Genomic DNA, 20,719 nt, shown 5'->3' on the forward strand with positions numbered 1-20,719 from the left:
TAAGCCGGGTTATTACTCGTGCGAATTTGTCAGCAACCCCGGCGGCGTTTCACCACCGGGAAAGCGAATTACGCTTTTTTCGCCGCTTCTGCAGCTTTAACGATCACCGCGAAAGCGTCTGCTTTCAGGGATGCACCGCCAACCAGCGCGCCGTCGATGTCCGGCTGGGTGAACAACTCTGCGGCGTTGCCGGCGTTAACGGAACCGCCGTACTGGATGATGACCTGCTCAGCGATTTTAGCGTCAGCTTTAGCAATGTGGTCACGGATAAATTTGTGCACCGCCTGAGCCTGCGCTGGGGTAGCGGATTTACCGGTACCGATGGCCCATACGGGTTCGTAAGCGATAACCACGCCTTCAAAAGCGGCTGCGCCCTGAGTTTTCAGCACGGCGTCGATCTGACGCGCGCAAACTTCTTCAGTTTTGCCCGCTTCGTTTTCAGCTTCGGTTTCACCGATGCACAGAACCGGCGTCAGACCCTGCTCTTTCAGTACAGCGAATTTCTTCGCGATCAGCTCGTCGGATTCTTTGTGGTAGGTACGGCGTTCGGAGTGGCCGATGATGATGTACTGCGCGCCGATATCTTTCAGCATTTCAGCGGAGGTTTCACCGGTGAATGCGCCGGACAGGTTCACGTCAACGTTCTGCGCGCCCAGGTGGATGTGGCTGCCTTCTGCCGCACGCTTAGCCAGGTCGAGATACATTTCCGGCGGTGCGATTGCCACTGCACAGCCGCTTACGCCGGCCAGTTCAGTACGCAGGTTAGCAACCAGTTCGTTTACCATGTGGCGGCTGCCGTTCAGTTTCCAGTTACCCATCACTAAAGGATGTCGCATTTTAATTCTCCACGCTACTAAGCGAATTAAGGAATATAGCCGCCCCAGAGGGCAGCATGGTCTGTGAAACAGTATAGAGACTCGTCACTGGAAAGGCTTTGCTTTTTGTCATTTATTGTTGTCTTCCAGCGTTTCAGATAGCGCCAGCTTAATCGGTTCAATGGCGAAAGTTAGCCCCTTTTCCCCGTGATCTGCCACCACATAGCGCACCGCGCCTTCGGTTTCGGTGTAGTAGCGTTTGCCTTTGCCGGCGGTCAGCAGTTTTTGCAGCTTTTGCTGGCTCTGCAGTGGGCTTAGGGTCGGCACAAAGGCGCGAAGAATGGCGCTCATATACTCCTGCGCTTTCGCTTTCGCCGCCTTTTGTTCCGGCCCCTGAATCGGCAGCCAGGTTATCTGCATTGATTTAATCTTCAGCGTGCCGCGCTCCAGCGCGGTAGAGGCATACAGATTCTCGTTAATCTTGGTGGCGGCGCGGGTCAGGTTGGCTTTATCGCGGCTGGAGGCGATAGAACGGAACTCGTTTAGCGGCAGTTTCGGATTATCGGCATTAAATTTCTCGCGGAACTCGCTGATGCTGACATCAAAAATCGGCGCGCTGGGTAGTAAATAGGGGGCGGTGGCGGCGGATTCCGTTTCTGCGGACAACGCCATCGGGCCGACAGATAACGCTGTCAGCCCAATTAAACTTAAGATTGCCCACTTCTTCATGCCCATCTTTCCTTTTTTTGCCTGCCGACGATTAAAACGGGAACCGTCACGCTTGTCAAAAAGTGACGCCTTCAGGGTAAACTACGCGAATGATGATGATAAGGAATAAAACATGACCCTACAGCAGTGGTTATTCTCAATTAAAGGCCGTATTGGCCGCCGGGATTTCTGGATTTGGATCGTTATCTGGGTGTTGACCATGAGCGCGCTGTTTACCCTCGCGGGCAGCAATTTACTGAGTTTGCAGACCGCGGCGTTTATTCTCGTCTGCCTGCTCTGGCCGACGGCGGCAGTCGTGGTGAAGCGTCTGCACGATCGCGGGAGATCCGGCCTCTGGGCGCTGCTGATGATTCTGGCGTGGATGCTGCTGGCGGGCAACTGGGCGATGTTGCCGCAGGTCTGGCAGTGGGGCGTTGGGCGCTTTGTACCGACGCTGATTATCGTCATGATGTTGATCGACCTGGGCGCGTTCGTCGGCACCCAGGGCGAAAATAAGTTTGGCAAAGAGACGCAGGATGTCCGCTGGAAAGCGGACGCCTGATTACCAGTAGTGCTCTGCCGTCATATGGCCCGGTCGGCGACGCAGATGTTTGGTCATCTGCCGGGTCTCTTTCAGCAACTGCTGGGTATCACGCACCATCTGCGGGTTACCGCACAGCATCACGTGGCTGGTATCGGCGGTCATCGGCAGGCCGACCGCCTCTTCCAGCGCGCCGGTTTCAATCAGGAACGGCACCCGGCCCGTCAGCGAACCTTCCGCTGTCTCTCGGCTGACCACGGTCTGGATACGCAATTTGCCGGCGTAGCGCTGCTCCAGCTCGCGCATTTGCGGTAAATAGCTGAGGTCGGCGGCATAGCGCGCCGCATGCACCAGCACCAGATTCTTGAAGCGATCCAGGTCTTTCCCTTCTTCCAGAATCGACAGATAGGGGCCGATCGCCGTACCGGTGGCGAGCATCCACAACGTGTCGCAGTCCGGCACCTCTTCCAGCACGAAGAAACCGGCGGCTTCGCTGACAATCTGAACGTCGTCGCCGGGTTTCAGCGCGGCCAGTCGCGGGCTGAGTTTACCCTCCGGAACGGTGACCAGGTAGAACTCGAGATCGGGATTGCTGGGGGCGTTGACGTAGGAGTAGGCGCGCTGCACGCGCTCGCCGTCAACATCCAGGCCCAGTTTAGCAAACTGCCCTGCGGTGAACGGCTCAACGGGCGCGTGAATGGTGAGGCTAAACAGTGCATCGGTCCAGTTTTGCACTTTTACAACTTTACCTGTAACCCAGTTTGCCATTGCGTCTCTCCTTTCAATCTCGTCAGTCTATCTTCACCGCGACGGGAGAAGATTTCCAGCCCGAAAAGGCTGGAAAGCTCGATTGATCAAATGTTTTACAGGATGTGTTGCTGGACGTCCGGGTCTTTTCGGTCGAGGTAATGAATCGACTGAATACGGCGGATAGTCCGCGATTTACCGCGGATCAGCAGCGTTTCAGTAGTCGCCATATTGCCCTTGCGGGTAATGCCGTCCAGTAGATCGCCTTTGGTAATCCCGGTGGCGGAGAAGATGACGTTATCGCTGCGCGCCATTTCATCAAGACGCAGCACTTTGCCCGCTTCGATGCCCATGGTTTTGCAGCGCGCCAGTTCGTTTTCACCGATACGGCGGTTCTCTTCGCTGTCGCCCTTCACGTGGTGACGAGCCAGCAGGCGGCCCTGCATATCGCCGTCCAGCGCGCGGATCACCGCCGCCGAAACCACGCCTTCCGGCGCGCCGCCGATGCCGTACAGCACGTCGACTTCGCTATCCGGCATACAGGTCAGGATAGAGGCCGCCACGTCGCCATCGGGGATCGCGAACACGCGCACGCCCAACTGCTGCAGTTGCGCAATGACCGCGTCGTGGCGGGGTTTTGCCAGCACGGTGACGGTCAGCTCGTCGAGCGGTTTATTCAACGCGCGGGCGATGTTGCGCAGGTTCTCTTCCAGCGGCAGATTGAGATCGATGGCGCCTTGAGCGCCGGGGCCGACAATCAGCTTTTCCATATACATATCCGGCGCGTTGAGGAAGCAGCCTTTATCGCCAACCGCCATCACCGCCAGCGCGTTGGCCTGGCCCATGGCCGTCATGCGGGTACCTTCAATCGGATCGACGGCGATATCTACCGCGTCGCCTTTGCCGGTACCCACTTTTTCGCCGATATAGAGCATCGGCGCTTCATCGATTTCGCCCTCGCCGATGACGATGGTGCCGTCGATATTGACGAGGTTAAGCATAATGCGCATGGCGTTAACCGCTGCGCCGTCGGCGGTATTTTTATCGCCGCGGCCCAGCCATTTATAGCCCGCCAGCGCGGCGGCTTCGGTGACACGCGAAAATTCGATGGCCAGTTCTCGTTTCATAATCCACTCATTGTGTAGAAAAGTTGCCCGTAGCGCGGCAAGAAGGACGCGCTACGCGTTGGAATAGCGTTCGGTTTCCGGCATCCAGCGCTCAATCAGCGCCTGTGCCTGCAGCGGATAGCGTTCGTGAATATGGCGAGCAATGCGCTGAACCTCGGGGATCATGGCCTGATCGCGCAGCAAGTCCGCTACTTTAAATTCGGCGTTGCCGGTCTGGCGGGTGCCGAGAAGCTCGCCGGGGCCGCGGATTTCAAGGTCTTTCTGGGCGATGACGAAACCGTCGTTGCTGTCGCGCAGCACCTGCAGGCGCTTCTGCGCCGTTTTGGAGAGCGGCGATTTATAGAGTAGCACGCAGTGGGAGGCGACGGCGCCGCGCCCGACGCGCCCGCGTAGCTGGTGCAGCTGCGCCAGACCCAGACGCTCCGGGTTTTCGATAATCATCAGGCTTGAGTTAGGGACGTCAACGCCGACTTCAATCACCGTGGTGGCGACCAGCAGGTGCATCTCGCCCTGCTTGAAGGCCTGCATCACTGCCTGCTTTTCCGCTGGTTTCATCCGCCCGTGGACGAGGCCGATATTAAGTTCCGGCAGCGCCAGTTTGAGCTCTTCCCAGGTGGCTTCCGCCGCCTGGGCTTCCAGCAGATCGGACTCTTCAATCAGCGTACAGACCCAATAGGCCTGACGACCTTCCTGGGTGCAGGCGTTGCGCACGCGGTCGATAATGTCGCTGCGGCGGGTATCCGGGATAGCGACGGTCGTTACCGGGGTACGGCCCGGCGGCAGCTCGTCGATAACCGAGGTATCGAGATCGGCATAGGCGGTCATCGCCAGGGTGCGTGGAATCGGCGTAGCGGTCATGATCAGCTGATGCGGGTGGAAGCCCTGCTGCTGGCCCTTTTCCCACAGCGCCAGGCGTTGATGAACGCCAAAACGGTGCTGTTCGTCGATAATCACTAGCGCCAGGCCGTTAAACTGCACCTGCTCCTGGAAAATGGCGTGGGTGCCGACAATCATCTGCACTTCGCCGTTGGCGATGGCCTCCTGCTGCGCCTGGCGCGCTTTGCCTTTCTGCTTGCCCGCCAGCCAGCCGACTTCAATGCCCAGCGGCGCGAACCAGCTGCGGAAATTATTGGCGTGCTGCTCGGCGAGCAGTTCGGTCGGCGCCATCAGCGCCACCTGTTTGCCATGGGCGATAGCGCGCAGGGCGGCCAGCGCGGCGACCAGCGTTTTGCCGGATCCGACGTCGCCCTGCACCAGGCGCATCATCGGCACGTCCAGCGCCATATCGCGCTCGATCTCAGCGGTGACGCGCGCCTGCGCGCCCGTTGGTTTAAAGGGCAGGGAAGCCAGAAGCTGGGTTTTCAGCGTGTCGTTGGCGCTGAGCGGCAGAGCATGATAGCGCTGGGCGCCGGCGCGGAGCGCCAGCATGCTGAGATTATGCGCTAACAACTCTTCCAGGATAAGACGCTGCTGTGCCGGATGTTTACCGCTCTCCAGCTCGCTGAGCTGTAGCGACGGCGGCGGGCGGTGCAGCGTACGCAGCGCCTCCGGCAGGCTCATCATCCCCTGCGCCAGCTCCGGCGGCAGCAGTTCGCTAATCGCGCAGGTTTCCAGCAGCTCAAGCGCCTGATCGGTGAGTTTGCGCAGCGTCGCCTGCTTAATGCCTTCAGTGGTCGGGTAGACCGGAGTCAGGGTTTCCTGCAGCTCCGGGGTACTCATATCGCCCTGCACGCGATATTCCGGGTGGATCATCTCGGCGCCAAACTTGCCGCGTTTAGCTTCGCCGTAGGCCAGCACCCGACGACCGGTCGCCAGGCTGTTTTTCATCGCCGCGTTGAAGTTGAAAAAACGCATGGTCAGGATGCCGGAACCGTCACTTATCTGACAGGTCATCATCCGGCGGCCGCCGAAGGTGATATTGCTGTTGAGCACTTCTCCCTCTACGGTTGCGTAGACGCCCGGCAGCAGTTCGCCGATTTGGTACAGGTGAGTCCGGTCTTCATAGCGCAGTGGCAGATGAAGTAGCAGGTCCTGAACCGTATGCAGACCGATTTTCGCCAGTTTGCTGCTCTGTGCGGCGCCAACGCCGGTCAGCGAGTTGAGCGGGACGGCATCTAACAGGCGGCCTGACATCGGATTTACCTCGCCGCCTGCATCGTTGCCCACCACGAGGCATCGGCTTCTACTTCGCCCTGCTCGTTGACGTGGGGATAAGGCAGCCCTTTTTGTTTGGCGACGCGCGCCAGCACCGGGTAACCGCCTTCAAATAGCAGCCGCTGCTGCTCTTCAGGCGGCAGCATGCTATTAGCGCGTTGGTACATTCCAGCGTTCTGCCGCTGACGCTGCGCTTCGTAAAGGATCAGCGCGGAGGCGACGGAGACGTTCAGCGACTGCACCATACCGACCATAGGGATAATGATGTCCTGGTCTGCCAGCGCCAGCGCTTCCTGGGTGATGCCGGTTTTCTCCTGGCCCATCAGGATGCAGGTCGGGCGCGTATAGTCGATTTCGCGAAAATCGATGGCTTTGTCGGAAAGGTGCGTCGCGAGGATTTGCATGCCCCGGCCTTTTAAGTGGCTGACGGCATCGCCGATCGTGCGGTGCGTTTTTACCTGCACCCAGCTATTGCTGCCGGCGGCGGCAGAGGCCATGGTGCGCATGCGGCTGCCAGGCCAGATGGCGTGTACTTCATGTACGCCGATGGCGTCTGCGGTGCGGATGACCGCAGAGACGTTATGGGGTTTATGGACCTGCTCCATGCAGACCGTCAGATCAGGCTGACGCCTGGCGAGCATCTCGCAGATACGCGCATAACGCTGTGAATTCATTCTACTTAATCCTTCGAACTGCCTCGGCGTTAGCTGCACTCACTCACCCCAGTCACGTACTTCAGTACCTTCCTGGGGATTCGATTTTTGTAAAAGCTAATTTCGGTTACGAGTGACTTTAATCACGTCCGGCATGACGCGAATTTTGCGCATGATATTCGCCAGATGCACGCGGTCGCGCGCGGTCAGGCGGATAAAGGCGCTGTAAACGCGGCCATCTTTTTCTTCCGTATTCAGGCTCTGAATATTGGAAGACGCGGTGTTGATTGCGGCCGTCAGGTTAGCCAGCGCGCCCTGGTGGTTGAACATATCCACCTTAATTTCGGCGATAAATTCCTGCGCAGTTTCTTTATCCCATTCGACCGCCATAAACTTCTCAGGCTCTTTCTGGTAGCCGCGGATGTTACGACAGGATTCATGGTGGATAACCAACCCTTTGCCTGGGCTGACGTGGGCGATGATCGGATCGCCTGGAATCGGACGACAGCACTTGGCGAAAGTAATCAGCACGCCATCGGCGCCCTTGATCGGCAGATGGCCGTGATTCGACGCGTTGGCCGGCACCGGTGCGGCAGAGGCTTCGCCCTGCTGCAGGTTTTTCGCCACCACCACGCTCATTGCGTTACCGAGACCGATTTCCGCCAGCAGATCGTCAAGCGTGGCCAGCTTCATGCGGTCAAGTTCGCGCTGGATGTTCTCCTGCGGGATCTCTGCCAGCTTGCGGCTGCCGCCTAACGCGTGGTTGAGCAATCGGCGGCCAAGGCTGACCGAATCGTCGCGCTTAAGGTTCTTCAGCAGTTGGCGGATTTTGGCGCGCGCTTTCGAGCTAACGACAAAGTTCAGCCATGCGGCATTCGGGCGTGCGCCCGGCGCGGTAATGATTTCGACAGTCTGACCGCTGGAGAGCGGCTGCGACAGCGGATAGGGCTGGCGGTCGACGCGCGCGCCGACGCAGGCATGGCCGATATCGGTATGCACCGCGTAGGCGAAGTCCACCGGCGTGGCGCCGGCAGGCAGTTCGACAATGCGCCCTTCCGGGGTGAAAACGTAAATCTCATCCGGGAACAGATCGGATTTAACGCTCTCGATAAATTCAAACGAACTACCGGCGCTCTGCTGCAGTTCCAGCAGGCTTTGCATCCAGCGCTGGGCGCGGATTTGCGCGGTCGTGCTGCTTTCGCCGCCGTGCTCTTTATAAGCCCAGTGCGCCGCTACCCCCATCTCCGCCATCTGGTCCATATCTTCGGTACGGATTTGCACCTCGACTGGGACGCCGTGGGGACCAATCATCGAGGTGTGCAAAGATTGATAGCCGTTCGCTTTTGGAATGGCGATGTAATCTTTGAAACGACCTGGACGCGGCTTGTAGAGGCTGTGCATTTGGCCCAGCACGCGATAGCAGATATCAGGATCGTGAACGATAACGCGGAAGGCGTAGATGTCCATGATCGAGTGAAAACGCTGCTCTTTGAGCACCATTTTGCAATAAATGGAGTACAGATGCTTTTCGCGACCGCTAACGCGGCAGGGGATCCCCGCTTCCTGTAAACGCCCTTCGATCTCAGAGAGGATCTTCTGAATCATCTCTTTTCGGTTGCCGCGCGCCGCTTTGACCACTTCTTTAATGACGCGGTAGCGGTTAGGGTACAGCGCTTCAAAGCCCAGCTCTTCGAGCTCGGTTTTGATGTGATGGATACCTAAACGGTGCGCCAGAGGGCTATAAATTTCCAGCGTTTCGCGGGCGATGCGGCGGCGTTTATCCGGGCGTAGTGAGCCCAGGGTGCGCATGTTGTGGGTGCGGTCGGCAAGCTTGATGAGGATGACGCGGATATCCTGCACCATCGCCATGATCATTTTGCGGAAGTTTTCGGCTTGCGCCTCTTTCTTATCGCGGAACTTGAGCTTATCAAGTTTCGACACCCCCTCTACCAGTTCGGCGACGCTTTTACCAAAAAGCTGTTCCATGTCCTGGTAGGTGGCAGGGGTATCTTCAATCACATCATGCAGCAGCGCGGCCATCAGCGTTTCGTAGTCGAGTTTCATCTCGGCCAGAATGCAGGCCACCGCTACCGGGTGCGTGATATAGGGTTCACCGCTTGAACGTGTCTGACCCTCGTGAGCGTCACGTGCAACGAGATACGCCTGCCGAAGGCGCTTGATTTGCTCTTCCGGCAGGTAGTTTTGAATCAGCTGATTCAGGCTTTCAAACAGATACAAGGGCGACCCGCTGTGTGATTAACGACGACCTTCAGCAATCGCGGTAACGGCTTGTAATTCAGCGGCTTCCTGCTCTTGCTGTTCCTGGCGCTCACGTACGTCGAGGATCTGGTTGTTGATCAGACCTTCTTCGATTTCGCGCAGTGCGATAACGGTGGTTTTATCGTTTTCTTCCGGTACCAGCGGATCCTTTCCGCCTACCTGCATCTGACGAGCGCGACGCGCGGCGACCAGTACCAGGTCAAAACGGTTACCAATTTTCTCTACAGCGTCCTGAACAGTTACGCGTGCCATACTTAAAATGCTCCACAGGTGAAGAAATGACTGGGCATGATACTGAATGTGGGTTCAGTCTGCCAATAGTTTGGTGATTAAAGCGCCATGTCGCTGCTTTTGGCGGCTCATGCGCAGACGTTCAGCGCGGATAATGTTTTTCAGATCGCCTAAAGCGGTATCAAAATCATCATTCACAATAAGGTAATCATATTCCGCGTAATGGCTCATTTCTGCAACTGCCTGCGCCATACGTTTTGCGATGACTTCTTCGCTGTCCTGACCGCGGCCGCGCAGGCGGCGGTCAAGCTCGTCTTTTGACGGCGGCAGAATAAAGATACTGCGCGCGCCGGGCATTTTATTACGAATTTGCTGGGCGCCCTGCCAGTCGATATCGAGGAAAACATCGACGCCGGTCGCCAGAACCTGCTCGATAGCTTCACGAGAGGTGCCGTAATAGTTGCCGAAAACCTCTGCATGCTCAAGGAAAGCGTCTTCGCTAATCATCGATCTGAATTTATCGTGATCCACAAAGAAATAGTGTTCACCGTGAACTTCACCCGGGCGCGGATCGCGCGTGGTATGCGAAACAGAAACCTGGGAATCGTACAACGGTTGGGTTTTCAATAAAGCCTGAATCAGGCTGGATTTACCCGCGCCGCTAGGGGCGGAAACAATATAAAGCGTGCCTTGAGCCATGAGTGTCTTTTGTATGTGATTGTCGAAAGAGATGCTACATACGAGCCTATTATACACGCCGCCGCTGCGTGACGCAGTCATTGTCACACTTTTTGCCGCTGTTTCTTTCATTTTGCCTGCCGCTTTCCTGATTTCTTAAGCAGTTGCAGCAACGATGCGTAAATCCTGGAAAGCCGCTCGCAGCGTAATGATTTGCCTGTCGCCGCGGCTTCGGTCTTTAGCGCACGATGCCGCAAGGTAAAACAAGGAGGTAAAGGCATGTGCAAATGGCTGATAGCGGCAGCGTTATGGATGGCGGCGGCACTGGCAACGGCGGCCTGCCCGGCGTGGTCTTCGCAACGAGCCGGGCAGGAGATAGACCGCCTGAGCCTGCAGATTGCCGACTGGAAAGCGGCCTACTGGCAGCAGGGCAGTAGCGGAGTCAGCGACGAAGTCTACGACATGCTTTCGGCCCGGTTGGCGCAGTGGCGGCGCTGCTTCGGTGAGGAGACGCCGACTGAAGACGATCTGCCGCCGCCGCGCGGCGAAGTCAAGCACCCCATCGCGCATACCGGCGTGCGCAAGCTGCCTGACGCCATGAGCGTCGGGCGCTGGATGCGCGATAAAACAGACCTGTGGCTACAACCAAAAGTCGACGGTGTAGCGGTGACGCTGGTATATCGCGGCGGCAGGTTAATACGGGCGATTAGCCGCGGTGACGGTCTGGCAGGGGAAGACTGGACGGCAAAAGTGCGCCAGATCCCCGGCGTACCGCAAACTACCGCAGGAGCGCTGGCAAACAGTGTGTTACAGGGAGAAATTTTTCAGCTGCAAGAGGGGCATATACAAAAACAGGCGGGCGGTATGAATTCACGGGCGAAAGTGGCCGGGATACTGATGCGCAAAGCGTCGTCGGCTGAGCTGAAAACGCTGGGGCTGTTTATCTGGGCCTGGCCTGATGGCCCGGCCCAGATGCCTTCTCGTCTGGCGCTGCTTGCCGCTGGCGGGTTTCCTCTGGCGCAGCGCTATTCCCATCCGGTTAAAGATTGGCAGCAGGCTGCCGCCTGGCGGGAGCGCTGGTTTAGCTCGCCGCTGCCCTTTGTCACCGACGGCATTGTGATCCGTGCGGAAAAAGAACCCGCCGGGGGCAGTTGGCTTCCAGGACAGGGGTTCTGGGTGGCGGCCTGGAAATATCTACCGTTTTCGCAGGTGGCGGAAGTGACCACTATCCAGTTTGCCATCGGGCGTAGCGGTAAAATAGCCGTTGTGGCGCATCTCGAACCGGTAAAACTGGACGACAAGCTGGTGCGGCGGGTCAATATTGGTTCGGTGTCCCGCTGGCGGCAGTTAGACATCGTCGCCGGAGACCAGGTGTTAATAAGCCTGGCCGGACAGGGGATCCCGCGTCTGGATAGCGTGGTCTGGCGGGCCAGCCAACGCGATGCGCCACAACCGCCTTCGCCTCGCTTTCATTCCTTAACTTGTTATTTTGCGACGCCCGAGTGCGCCGGGCAGTTTCTCTCCCGCCTTGTTTGGCTATCGTCTAAGCCAGTTCTGGATATTGCAGGCGCAGGAGAGGCGCTTTGGCGCACATTAATGGAAGATCGCCACATGATACATCTTTTCTCATGGTTGGCTTTGACGCCTGAACAACTACAGAGCGTGCCAGGAATTAGCGGCGAGCGCGGCCTGCGTCTGTGGCATCAGTTCAATTTGACCCGTGAGCAGCCGTTTATTCGTTGGGTGTTGGCGCTGGGGGTACCAATACCTCAGGCCGCGCAGGCAAGCGTTGCGGCAGAAAACTGGCGGCAGCTGCGGGAGCGCAATGAGTCTCAGTGGCGACGATTACCGGGAGTGGGGCAGGAAAGGGCACGCCAGCTGGTCGTCTTTTTGCAAAACCCGGATATTGCCGTGCTGGCGCAGTGGCTCAGCGGGCAACGTATCCCGGGTTTCTGAGGAATTAATGAGCGTCGTGCTTGTAGTAGAAGACCGGCAGGCCGAGCTTCCAGCGCAGGGCGAGCATACGCGCGGTAAAGCCGAAGAGCAGCGTGGCGATGACCACTACGTCGTGGCTGCTGACGTAGTGCTGTAATGCGATATAGAGCACCGCGGCGGCAAAAGAGATACCAGCGTACAGTTCTTTCTGAAACACCAGCGGGATACGCTTACAGAACATATCGCGTAGCACGCCGCCAAAGACGCCAGTGATCACAGCGGCAATAGACGCGATTATTGGCCCTTCGCCCATATCCAGCGCGATTTGCGCGCCGATAATCGAGAACACGATCAGGCCCAGGGCATCCAGCACCAGGAACAGGCGGCGCAGGTGCGGCATCACCGGCGCGGCGATGGTAGTGAGAACGGCGGCAACCGCCACAATGATGACGTATTCCGGATGCTTCACCCAACCGAGCGGAAAATGGCCGAGCAGGATGTCCCGCACGGAGCCCCCGCCGAGCGCGGTGGCGGTAGCGATAATAATTACCCCAAAAGTGTCCATCCGGCGACGCCCGGCCGCTAAGGCGCCGGTCATCGCTTCCGCCGTAATACCAATCAGATAAAGAACATGAAGCAGCATAAATCCCCCACAATGATGGGCAAAGGGTAGCGATTTGTGCGGCAGATCACGATTGAGTTTTTCTAAAGTGAGCTGATTTTCATGAAAAAAGCTAATGATGAATGATTGATATGGTCAATCACTATGGGGAGCTTGGCTTTTGCTCTTCAAAAATGAATAAGAAAAAGTAATGCTGGCCCGCGGAGCAGGCCAGCCGGGGAAGAGATTACTCGATATTCTGGATCTGCTCGCGCATCTGCTCGATCAGCACCTTCAGCTCAATCGCTGAATTGGTCACTTCGGCATTGATGGATTTGGAGGCCAGAGTGTTCGACTCGCGGTTGAATTCCTGCATCATGAAGTCGAGGCGGCGACCGACGGCTTCTTTCTTCTTCAGAATGTTGTAGGTCTCTTTAACATGCGCTTCCAGGCGATCGAGCTCTTCGGCGACGTCAATACGCTGCGCCATCAACACCAGCTCTTGCTCGAGGCGGTTGTTTTCCAGCTGCACTTCGGCGTCTTCAAGCTTGGCGACCAGGCGCTCGCGCTGCCACTGCAGGATTTCCGGCATATGGGCGCGGACTTTGCTGACTTCGGCGCTGACGCCTTCCAGACGCTGTTCGATCAGCGTTTTCAATGCCTGGCCTTCGGTCTCGCGAGCGACAATAAAATCATCCAGCGCGCCATTCAGGGCGTTGAGGATTTCAGCGGCGATGGCATCAAGGTCTTGCTCCTGAGCGGCCATCACGCCAGGCCAGCGCAGGATATCAACCGGGTTGATTTCGCCTTCATCGCTCTGCATTTTTACCCAGTTAGCGGCGTTAACCAGCTGCTTGGCCAGGTTTTCGTTAAGAATCAGCTCACCCTGGGCGCTGGGATCCTGCTCAAAACGCAGGGTACATTCGATTTTGCCGCGAGTCAGGCGAGAGCGGATGCGCTCGCGAACCACGGGTTCCAGGCTCCGGAACTGTTCCGGCAGGCGGAAGTAGGTTTCCAGATAGCGTTGGTTTACCGAGCGCAGTTCCCACGCGGCGCTACCCCAGTCACCCTTGATTTCACGCCGGGCATAGGCGGTCATACTGCGGATCATAGACGTTCCTGTTTTTTAAGGAGAGTGGGGAGGATTATAGCTTTCGAGGCCCTTTCAGGATAGGAATAAGCGCGCATTATCCACATTGGCTGGCGCGTGTCGTCGCGATGCAACTTGGCCGAATTTGTGTATAATGCGCAGCCACATTCGTTTCAAGCCGGAGAGTAATCATGCGTCCAGCAGGCCGTAGCGCTAATCAGGTGCGTCCAGTAACCCTGACCCGTAACTATACAAAACACGCTGAAGGCTCCGTGCTGGTCGAATTTGGCGACACCAAAGTGCTGTGCACCGCCTCCATCGACGAAGGCGTGCCGCGCTTCCTGAAAGGTCAGGGCCAGGGCTGGATCACCGCCGAATATGGCATGCTGCCGCGTTCCACCCATACCCGTAACGCTCGCGAAGCCGCAAAAGGCAAGCAGGGCGGCCGCACTATGGAAATCCAGCGTCTGATCGCTCGCGCGTTGCGCGCCGCGGTAGATCTGAAAGCGCTGGGCGAGTTCACCATTACGCTCGATTGCGACGTGCTGCAGGCCGATGGCGGTACCCGTACCGCATCCATTACCGGTGCCTGCGTTGCGCTGGCCGATGCGCTGAACAAGCTGGTGGCTGCCGGTAAACTGAAAACCAACCCGATGAAGGGCATGGTAGCTGCCGTTTCCGTTGGTATCGTTAATGGCGAAGCCATTTGCGATCTGGAGTACGTGGAAGATTCTGCCGCGGAAACCGATATGAATGTGGTCATGACCGAAGACGGCCGCATTATTGAGGTGCAGGGCACGGCGGAAGGCGAGCCGTTCACCCATGAAGAGCTCCTCACTCTCCTGGCGCTAGCGCGAGGGGGAATCGAATCCATTATTGCGACGCAGAAAGCGGCGTTAGAAAATTAATGATTAAGGCGACTGAGAAGTCGCCTTTTTTTTGCGCTTTATCCCTCATGACACCTGCGAAGGATAGGGCGCGTAGTCCGACAATGATGACAGTACTAAAAGGAGCGAATCCATGAAGCCGTATCAGCGCCAGTTTATTGAGTTTGCGCTTAGCAAGCAGGTTCTTAAATTTGGCGAATTTACGCTGAAATCCGGGCGTAAGAGCCCTTATTTCTTCAACGCCGGCCTGTTTAATACCGGGCGCGATCTGGCTCTGCTGGGCCGTTTCTACGCCGAGGCGCTGGTGGATTCCGGGATCGAGTTCGACCTGCTGTTCGGCCCGGCTTATAAAGGTATCCCTATCGCCACCACCACCGCCGTCGCGCTGGCTGAACATCATGACCGTGACCTGCCGTACTGCTTCAACCGTAAAGAAGCGAAGACCCACGGTGAAGGCGGCAACCTGGTCGGTAGCCCGCTACAGGGCCGCGTGATGCTGGTGGACGACGTGATTACCGCCGGTACCGCAATTCGTGAATCAATGGAAATTATTCAGGCTAATGGCGCGGAGCTGGCTGGCGTACTCATTTCGCTTGATCGCCAGGAACGCGGCCGCGGCGAGATCTCTGCGATTCAGGAAGTGGAACGTGATTATGGCTGCAAAGTGATTTCTATTGTCACTCTGAAAGATCTTATCGCCTATCTGGAAGAAAAGCCTGAGATGGCTGAGCATTTGGCATCGGTACGCGCTTACCGCGAAGCCTACGGCGTCTGATGATGAGCCCGGCAGCCAGCGGCTGCCGGTATAGCCAGAGCACGCTGAGAATGTGAATGATGAGTCATGCAGCCTTGCGGCTGCATATAAAGCTTTACTGCAGTTGCGCCGCGACCAGCGGCCAGCGGGCATCGAAATCATCCGTTGGGCGGTACTTGAACTCGCTACGCACAAAACGCGACAGCATGCCTTCGCAAAATGCCAGCAGCTGGCTTGCCAGTAGCGTCTCGTCGAGGGTGTAGCCGTCTCCCTCACGCATTTTCTTTTCACGCATCACCTGACGTAATTGAACTTCGATGCGTTCAAATAGCTGGTTGATACGGCCCTGCAGACGGTCCTGTTCGAACATTAAGGCGTGGCCGGTGAGGATACGCGTCAGCCCAGGATTACGCTCGCCAAACCCAAGAATCAGCAGAACAATCAGGCGCAGACGAGCCGTGGTGTCCTTTTCATCTTTCAAAATCAAATTGATGCGCGTAATCAGACTGTCTTCAATGAACTCGATCAGGCTGTCAAACATGCGGGTTTTACTGGGAAAATGACGGTATAACGCCGCTTCGGAAACACCGACGGAGGCCGCCAGCTTCGCCGTGGTAATACGTTGGCTACCATCGCTGGATTCAAGCATCAGCGCCAGAGACTGAAGTATTTCTTCGCGACGATTCCTTTTCGCAGTTTGTTTTTCTGCCATGTTTTAAAATACCCCTGAAAATAAGCACTTGTCAGGCAGGCATCCACAAAGCGACCGCAAACCTTAGTTTGCGGTGATGTTATTGCATTATGCGCTTTGGGATGCGGGTTCCGTATAGCCGGGCTTATTTGCGCCCTGAGTGGCCGAAGCCGCCTTCGCCGCGGTCGGTGGCGTCAAACTCTTCCACCAGATTAAATTCCGCCTGTACCACCGGCACAAAGACCATCTGCGCGATGCGCTCGCCTGGTTCGATAGTAAAGCTCTGTTGGCCGCGGTTCCACACGGAAACCATCAGCTGCCCCTGGTAGTCGGAGTCGATAAGGCCGACCAGGTTGCCCAGCACCACGCCATGTTTATGGCCCAGACCAGAACGCGGCAGAATCACCGCCGCCAGAGACGGATCGGCGATATGAATCGCAAGGCCTGTTGGCAACAGGGTAGTTGCGCCCGGCGCCAGCTCTACGGCGTCGTCAAGACAGGCGCGCAGGTCAAGTCCGGCCGAGCCGGAGGTGGCATAAGTCGGCAATGGGAACTGCTTGCCAACACGCGGGTCCAGAATCTTAACGTCGATTTTTTTCATCATAACGGGTAACGATCTCGTCGAGTAATAATTGGCCCAGGAATTCCTTGCGCTCAAGTGGTAAGCGCTTATCCCCATCCTGCCAGAAAAGGTGTAATGCGTTGTTATCGCTATTAAAACCTTGATTTGGCTGAGAAACATCATTGGCGCAAATCAGGTCGAGATTTTTGCGGGCACGTTTTTGCCGGGCGTATTCTTCCACATTATTCGTTTCGGCGGCAAATCCAACAACGTACGGGCGGTGATTTTTTAGTGCGGCCACCCCGGCGACGATATCCGGATTTTTGACCATTTTTATTGTTAATTCATCACCTTGTTTTTTGATTTTCTCGTCGGCGATAATCGCTGCGCGGTAGTCGGCAACGGCGGCGCAGCCGATGAAAATATGCTGCTGTTGCACGCCATTCTGCACTGCAGCTTCCATTTCCAGCGCGGTACCCACATCTATACGTTGCACAAACGGCGGCGTCGGCAGCGACACCGGGCCGCTAACCAGCGTGACGTTCGCACCGCGTTGTGCGGCGGCGGCGGCAATCGCGAAGCCCATTTTGCCGGAGCTATGGTTGGTGATGTAGCGCACTGGGTCCAGCGGCTCGCGGGTTGGGCCCGCGGTAATCATGATGTTGAGATGTTGCAAATCTTTGACAGGCGAGAAATGCTGCGCCGCCATCTCCACGATAGTCAGCGGATCGAGCATGCGGCCCGGGCCAACGTCACCGCAGGCCTGGCTGCCGCTATCCGGGCCCCATACCAATAGGCCGCGTGAGGCAATAGTGGCAAGGTTGTGCTGGGTGGCGGCGGCGCGATACATCTGTTGGTTCATCGCCGGGACGACGGCCACCGGCGAGGGCGTAGCCAGGCAAATCGTGGAGACCAGATCGTTCGCCATACCGGCGGCGACGCGGGCGATTAAATCGGCGGTTGCCGGGGCAAGGATAACCAGATCGGCCCACTTGCCCAGTTCAATATGGCCCATTGCCGCTTCGGCAGCCGGATCCAGCAGGCTATCGGAGACCGGATAACCGGAAACCGCCTGCAGGCTCAACGGGGTAATAAAGGCCTTGGCGGCTTCCGTCATGGCGACGCGAACATCCGCGCCGCGTTCTCGCAGTCGGCGCACCAGTTCCGGCGTTTTATAGGCGGCGATGCCGCCGCTCACGCCAAGAACGATTTTTTTACCAGCCAGACTCATCATGATTTTGTCCTGTTGAAATACACCAGAATCCGCGCATCTTATCACAATCCCTGTGGCATCGTGCGTATGCCGGGCACTCACTTTGCGAACGGCTACGCAGGCCCTGAAATCACCGGTCGGCAGCGCGGAAAGGGTATGCCAGGATGGGCGAGGAACGGATAAGGAGACAGGGTAATGGATATACAGGAATCATTGATGCCGCGGGAAAAAATGCTGCGCGACGGCATTGAAACGTTGAGTGACGTTGAGCTGCTGGCGTTGTTTCTGCGTACCGGTACACGTACCCAGGATGTGCTGGCTTTTTCACACAGCTTGCTACAGCGCTTCGGTTCGCTGTACGGACTGTTATCGGCTGAGATAGAACAATTTGCAGATATCGACGGTATCGGTATAGCAAAATATGCGCAACTTAAAGGTATTGCCGAGCTGGCGCGGCGCTATTTTAGCCTGCGGATGAGAGAAGAACCGTCGCTGGTGACGCCGCTCATGACGCGAGAATTTTTACAAAGCCAGCTCGCCGATGAAGAGCGGGAGATCTTTATGGCGATCTTTTTAGATAATCAGAACCGGGTATTGAAACATAGCCGCCTTTTTTCTGGTACTCTTAGCCACGTAGAGGTGCATCCGCGAGAAATTGTACGCGAAGCAATCAAAGTGAACGCCGCCGCGGTGATCCTTGCCCATAATCATCCTTCAGGTAGTCCTGAACCGAGTAAGTCGGATAAGTTGATGACCGACAGGGTGGTTAAGTGTTGTAGATTCATGGAGATACGCGTGCTTGATCATCTGATTATTGGCCGCGGCGCGTACGTCTCTTTTGCCGAACGTGGCTGGATTTAGCCCCGATCATGCGATCTATCGGGATCTTTGTCTGTTCGGGACTTGAGCACACCGCCGAGTCAGCGTATACTACGCCACCTTTGAGAATCTCGGGTTTGGCATTTGGGCCTGGCAATCGAGAGTTCAATAGAACTATGCGATGACCGGGCTGTAAAGCCTGACGAGGCGCCAATACCCCATACGAAGCTCGAGCTAATTTGATTTTTGGAGAATAGACATGTCCCGAGTCTGCCAAGTTACTGGCAAGCGTCCGGTGACCGGTAACAACCGTTCCCACGCACTGAACGCGACTAAACGCCGTTTCCTGCCGAACCTGCACTCTCACCGTTTCTGGGTTGAGAGCGAGAAGCGTTTTGTCACCCTGCGCGTATCTGCTAAAGGTATGCGTGTAATCGATAAGAAAGGCATCGATACAGTTCTGTCTGAACTGCGTGCCCGTGGCGAAAAGTACTAAGTACTTAGAGGAAATAAATCATGGCTAAAGGTATTCGTGAGAAAATCAAGCTGGTTTCTTCCGCTGGTACTGGTCACTTCTATACCACCACGAAGAACAAGCGTACCAAACCGGAAAAAATGGAACTGAAAAAGTACGATCCGGTTGTACGTCAGCACGTTATCTACAAAGAAGCTAAAATCAAATAATTTTAGTCTCCTTGTACTAAAACCCCGCCCCGGCGGGGTTTTTTGTTTTATGCTTCATCCTTCGAGCTACAGGTGCGTTGGCTGCATGCGTACAGCCTGGCCGCTTGCTTCGTTAAGCCTCCCGGCCACTCTTCCCGTCGCCTCCCTGTCACCCGAAACTGTGTGGTTAAGAGGAAAAAAATGCCTGAATTACCTGAAGTCGAAACCAGCCGTCGCGGCATTGAGCCACATCTGGTAGGCGCTAACATCCTGCATGCCGTGGTACGCAACGGGCGTCTGCGTTGGCCGGTATCCGAAGAGATTTACCGCCTGAGCGACGAACCGGTGCTGAGCGTGCGCCGACGCGCCAAATACCTGCTGCTGGAGCTGCGCCACGGCTGGATCATTATTCATCTTGGCATGTCCGGTAGCCTGCGCATCCTCAGTGAAGAGCAGCCGGCTGAAAAACACGACCACGTCGACCTGGTGCTGAGTAACGGTAAAGTGCTGCGCTATACCGATCCCCGCCGCTTTGGCGCCTGGCTATGGACCAAAGAGTTGGATGGTCATCCGGTGCTGGTGCATCTCGGCCCGGAGCCGCTAAGCGATGAATTCAACGCCGACTATCTTCAGCAGCGTTGCGCGAAGAAGAAAACCGCCATCAAACCCTGGCTGATGGATAACAAGCTGGTGGTGGGCGTGGGGAATATCTACGCCAGCGAATCGCTGTTTTCCGCCGGGATCCATCCCGATCGGCTGGCCTCGTCGCTCTCGTATCAAGAATGCGAGTGGTTAGTGAAGATGATTAAGCTGGTGCTGCTACGCTCAATTGAGCAAGGTGGAACGACGCTGAAGGATTTCCTGCAAAGCGACGGCAAACCGGGATATTTCGCCCAGGAGCTACAGGTTTATGGCCGCAAAGGCGAGCCGTGCCGGATCTGCGGTACGCCGATTATCGCCAGCAAACACGCTCAGCGAGCGACCTTTTATTGCCGCCAGTGTCAGAAGTAGTGGAGAGGGTTGGGGATTATACCAGGCCGGGTAAGCTGGTAGCCCCGCTACGTGCAGCGCGAGCGGGGCAGGAAATGCCTACTTCAGCTTATTTAACAACGCCTGATGTACGTTAGGCGGCAGGAAGTGGGAGACGTCGCCCTGGTGGCGCGCCACTTCCTTAACCAGCGATGAAGAGATAAACGACCACTCTTTGCACGGCATCAGGAACACGCTTTCCAACGTGGGCATCAGATGGCGGTTCATGTGCGCCAGCTGCATTTCATATTCGAAATCCGCCACTGCCCGCAGGCCGCGGATTAAAATATTCGCCTGCTGCGCGCGGGCGAAATTGGCCATCAAATCGCTAAAGCCAATCACCTCAACGTTGACCAGATGCGCCGTTGCCTGCTCCGCCAGCGCAATTCGTTCATCGAGGCTGAACATCGGTTTTTTGCTCGGGCTGGCGGCGATGGCCAGCAAAACCTTATCAAACATACCCGCCGCGCGGGTGACGATATCGATATGGCCGTTGGTGATAGGGTCAAAGGTGCCCGGATAGATCGCTTTTGTGCCCATA

At 56.7% G+C, this 20,719-nt stretch carries 23 protein-coding genes; 8 read left to right on the forward strand and 15 right to left on the reverse strand.

Translation table 11 applies throughout. From position 1 onward, the window contains the following. Positions 1-68: 68 nt before the first annotated feature. Entirely contained in the window at positions 69-836 is a 768-nt protein-coding gene (gene tpiA / locus PGR29_RS17200) for a triose-phosphate isomerase (RefSeq protein WP_002922909.1), read from the reverse strand. A 108-nt stretch (positions 837-944) separates the two neighbouring features. Continuing rightward, positions 945-1,544 carry a DUF1454 family protein gene (locus tag PGR29_RS17205; RefSeq protein WP_015369137.1) on the reverse strand — a complete coding sequence of 200 codons (600 nt, stop codon included), beginning with the start codon at positions 1,542-1,544 and terminating at the stop codon, positions 945-947. A 112-nt stretch (positions 1,545-1,656) separates the two neighbouring features. On the opposite strand from PGR29_RS17205, the gene PGR29_RS17210 reads away from it, so the two are divergent. Further along, the gene (locus PGR29_RS17210; RefSeq protein ID WP_015369138.1) at positions 1,657-2,085 is read left to right on the forward strand and encodes a DUF805 domain-containing protein; all 429 of its coding nucleotides are present in this window, start codon (positions 1,657-1,659) and stop codon (positions 2,083-2,085) included. Here the strand turns inward: PGR29_RS17210 and fpr are convergent, their stop codons facing one another. From fpr to gmk, 7 genes are all read right to left on the reverse strand, one after another. Continuing rightward, positions 2,086-2,832, reverse strand: a complete 747-nt coding sequence (gene fpr, locus PGR29_RS17215) for a ferredoxin--NADP(+) reductase (RefSeq protein WP_032709404.1) — start codon at positions 2,830-2,832, stop codon at positions 2,086-2,088. A gap of 95 nt (positions 2,833-2,927) precedes the next feature. Further along, a complete protein-coding gene (glpX, locus tag PGR29_RS17220; RefSeq protein ID WP_271032707.1) occupies positions 2,928-3,938 on the reverse strand; it encodes a class II fructose-bisphosphatase in 1,011 nt (336 codons plus the stop codon). Positions 3,939-3,989: 51 nt separating this feature from the next. Then, complete coding sequence (gene recG, locus PGR29_RS17225; protein WP_020077678.1) at positions 3,990-6,071, reverse strand: ATP-dependent DNA helicase RecG; 2,082 nt, start codon at positions 6,069-6,071, stop codon at positions 3,990-3,992. A gap of 5 nt (positions 6,072-6,076) precedes the next feature. Then, positions 6,077-6,766 carry a tRNA (guanosine(18)-2'-O)-methyltransferase TrmH gene (gene trmH / locus PGR29_RS17230; RefSeq protein ID WP_015369142.1) on the reverse strand — a complete coding sequence of 230 codons (690 nt, stop codon included), beginning with the start codon at positions 6,764-6,766 and terminating at the stop codon, positions 6,077-6,079. 96 nt (positions 6,767-6,862) lie between these two features. Next, positions 6,863-8,983, reverse strand: coding sequence for a bifunctional GTP diphosphokinase/guanosine-3',5'-bis pyrophosphate 3'-pyrophosphohydrolase (gene spoT / locus PGR29_RS17235; RefSeq protein WP_087858926.1), 2,121 nt, complete (start codon positions 8,981-8,983; stop codon positions 6,863-6,865). Between the two features lie 18 nt (positions 8,984-9,001). Further along, the gene (gene rpoZ, locus PGR29_RS17240; RefSeq protein ID WP_000135058.1) at positions 9,002-9,277 is read right to left on the reverse strand and encodes a DNA-directed RNA polymerase subunit omega; all 276 of its coding nucleotides are present in this window, start codon (positions 9,275-9,277) and stop codon (positions 9,002-9,004) included. Positions 9,278-9,331: 54 nt separating this feature from the next. After that, entirely contained in the window at positions 9,332-9,955 is a 624-nt protein-coding gene (gene gmk / locus PGR29_RS17245) for a guanylate kinase (RefSeq protein ID WP_045375273.1), read from the reverse strand. Between the two features lie 258 nt (positions 9,956-10,213). On the opposite strand from gmk, the gene ligB reads away from it, so the two are divergent. Further along, positions 10,214-11,890, forward strand: a complete 1,677-nt coding sequence (ligB, locus tag PGR29_RS17250) for an NAD-dependent DNA ligase LigB (protein ID WP_316425013.1) — start codon at positions 10,214-10,216, stop codon at positions 11,888-11,890. 4 nt (positions 11,891-11,894) lie between these two features. Here ligB and PGR29_RS17255 read toward each other — a convergent pair whose 3' ends face one another. Then, positions 11,895-12,512: a trimeric intracellular cation channel family protein gene (locus tag PGR29_RS17255; protein ID WP_316425014.1), complete on the reverse strand. Its 618-nt coding sequence runs from the start codon at positions 12,510-12,512 to the stop codon at positions 11,895-11,897. Between the two features lie 205 nt (positions 12,513-12,717). Next, complete coding sequence (locus PGR29_RS17260; RefSeq protein ID WP_045390591.1) at positions 12,718-13,581, reverse strand: YicC/YloC family endoribonuclease; 864 nt, start codon at positions 13,579-13,581, stop codon at positions 12,718-12,720. A 170-nt stretch (positions 13,582-13,751) separates the two neighbouring features. On the opposite strand from PGR29_RS17260, the gene rph reads away from it, so the two are divergent. Beyond that, on the forward strand, positions 13,752-14,468 hold the full coding sequence (rph, locus tag PGR29_RS17265) for a ribonuclease PH (protein WP_015369149.1): 717 nt from the start codon (positions 13,752-13,754) through the stop codon (positions 14,466-14,468). Positions 14,469-14,580: 112 nt separating this feature from the next. Next, the gene (gene pyrE / locus PGR29_RS17270) at positions 14,581-15,222 is read left to right on the forward strand and encodes an orotate phosphoribosyltransferase (RefSeq protein WP_015703811.1); all 642 of its coding nucleotides are present in this window, start codon (positions 14,581-14,583) and stop codon (positions 15,220-15,222) included. 94 nt (positions 15,223-15,316) lie between these two features. On the opposite strand, the gene slmA is transcribed toward pyrE, so the two are convergent. The 3 genes from slmA to coaBC all read right to left on the reverse strand — a co-directional run bounded on the left by slmA (position 15,317) and on the right by coaBC (position 17,685). Beyond that, complete coding sequence (gene slmA, locus PGR29_RS17275; RefSeq protein ID WP_316425015.1) at positions 15,317-15,913, reverse strand: nucleoid occlusion factor SlmA; 597 nt, start codon at positions 15,911-15,913, stop codon at positions 15,317-15,319. Positions 15,914-16,037: 124 nt separating this feature from the next. Then, a complete protein-coding gene (dut, locus tag PGR29_RS17280) occupies positions 16,038-16,496 on the reverse strand; it encodes a dUTP diphosphatase (protein WP_020077682.1) in 459 nt (152 codons plus the stop codon). Then, entirely contained in the window at positions 16,474-17,685 is a 1,212-nt protein-coding gene (gene coaBC / locus PGR29_RS17285) for a bifunctional phosphopantothenoylcysteine decarboxylase/phosphopantothenate--cysteine ligase CoaBC (protein WP_308957704.1), read from the reverse strand. The genes dut and coaBC overlap by 23 nt, the downstream gene beginning before the upstream one ends. A gap of 177 nt (positions 17,686-17,862) precedes the next feature. Between coaBC and radC the strand changes: the two genes are divergently transcribed. The 4 genes from radC to mutM all read left to right on the forward strand — a co-directional run bounded on the left by radC (position 17,863) and on the right by mutM (position 20,160). Further along, complete coding sequence (gene radC, locus PGR29_RS17290) at positions 17,863-18,528, forward strand: RadC family protein (protein WP_045390599.1); 666 nt, start codon at positions 17,863-17,865, stop codon at positions 18,526-18,528. A gap of 217 nt (positions 18,529-18,745) precedes the next feature. After that, positions 18,746-18,982, forward strand: coding sequence for a 50S ribosomal protein L28 (gene rpmB / locus PGR29_RS17295; protein ID WP_002436699.1), 237 nt, complete (start codon positions 18,746-18,748; stop codon positions 18,980-18,982). A 20-nt stretch (positions 18,983-19,002) separates the two neighbouring features. Next, complete coding sequence (rpmG, locus tag PGR29_RS17300; RefSeq protein WP_002922510.1) at positions 19,003-19,170, forward strand: 50S ribosomal protein L33; 168 nt, start codon at positions 19,003-19,005, stop codon at positions 19,168-19,170. A 180-nt stretch (positions 19,171-19,350) separates the two neighbouring features. Beyond that, entirely contained in the window at positions 19,351-20,160 is an 810-nt protein-coding gene (mutM, locus tag PGR29_RS17305) for a bifunctional DNA-formamidopyrimidine glycosylase/DNA-(apurinic or apyrimidinic site) lyase (protein WP_316425016.1), read from the forward strand. A 78-nt stretch (positions 20,161-20,238) separates the two neighbouring features. On the opposite strand, the gene coaD is transcribed toward mutM, so the two are convergent. Beyond that, entirely contained in the window at positions 20,239-20,718 is a 480-nt protein-coding gene (gene coaD / locus PGR29_RS17310) for a pantetheine-phosphate adenylyltransferase (RefSeq protein WP_015703808.1), read from the reverse strand. Position 20,719 lies beyond the last annotated feature (1 nt).

This window comes from Klebsiella sp. 141203 (assembly GCF_032601985.1).
In the GTDB taxonomy this organism is placed as follows: domain Bacteria; phylum Pseudomonadota; class Gammaproteobacteria; order Enterobacterales; family Enterobacteriaceae; genus Klebsiella; species Klebsiella aerogenes.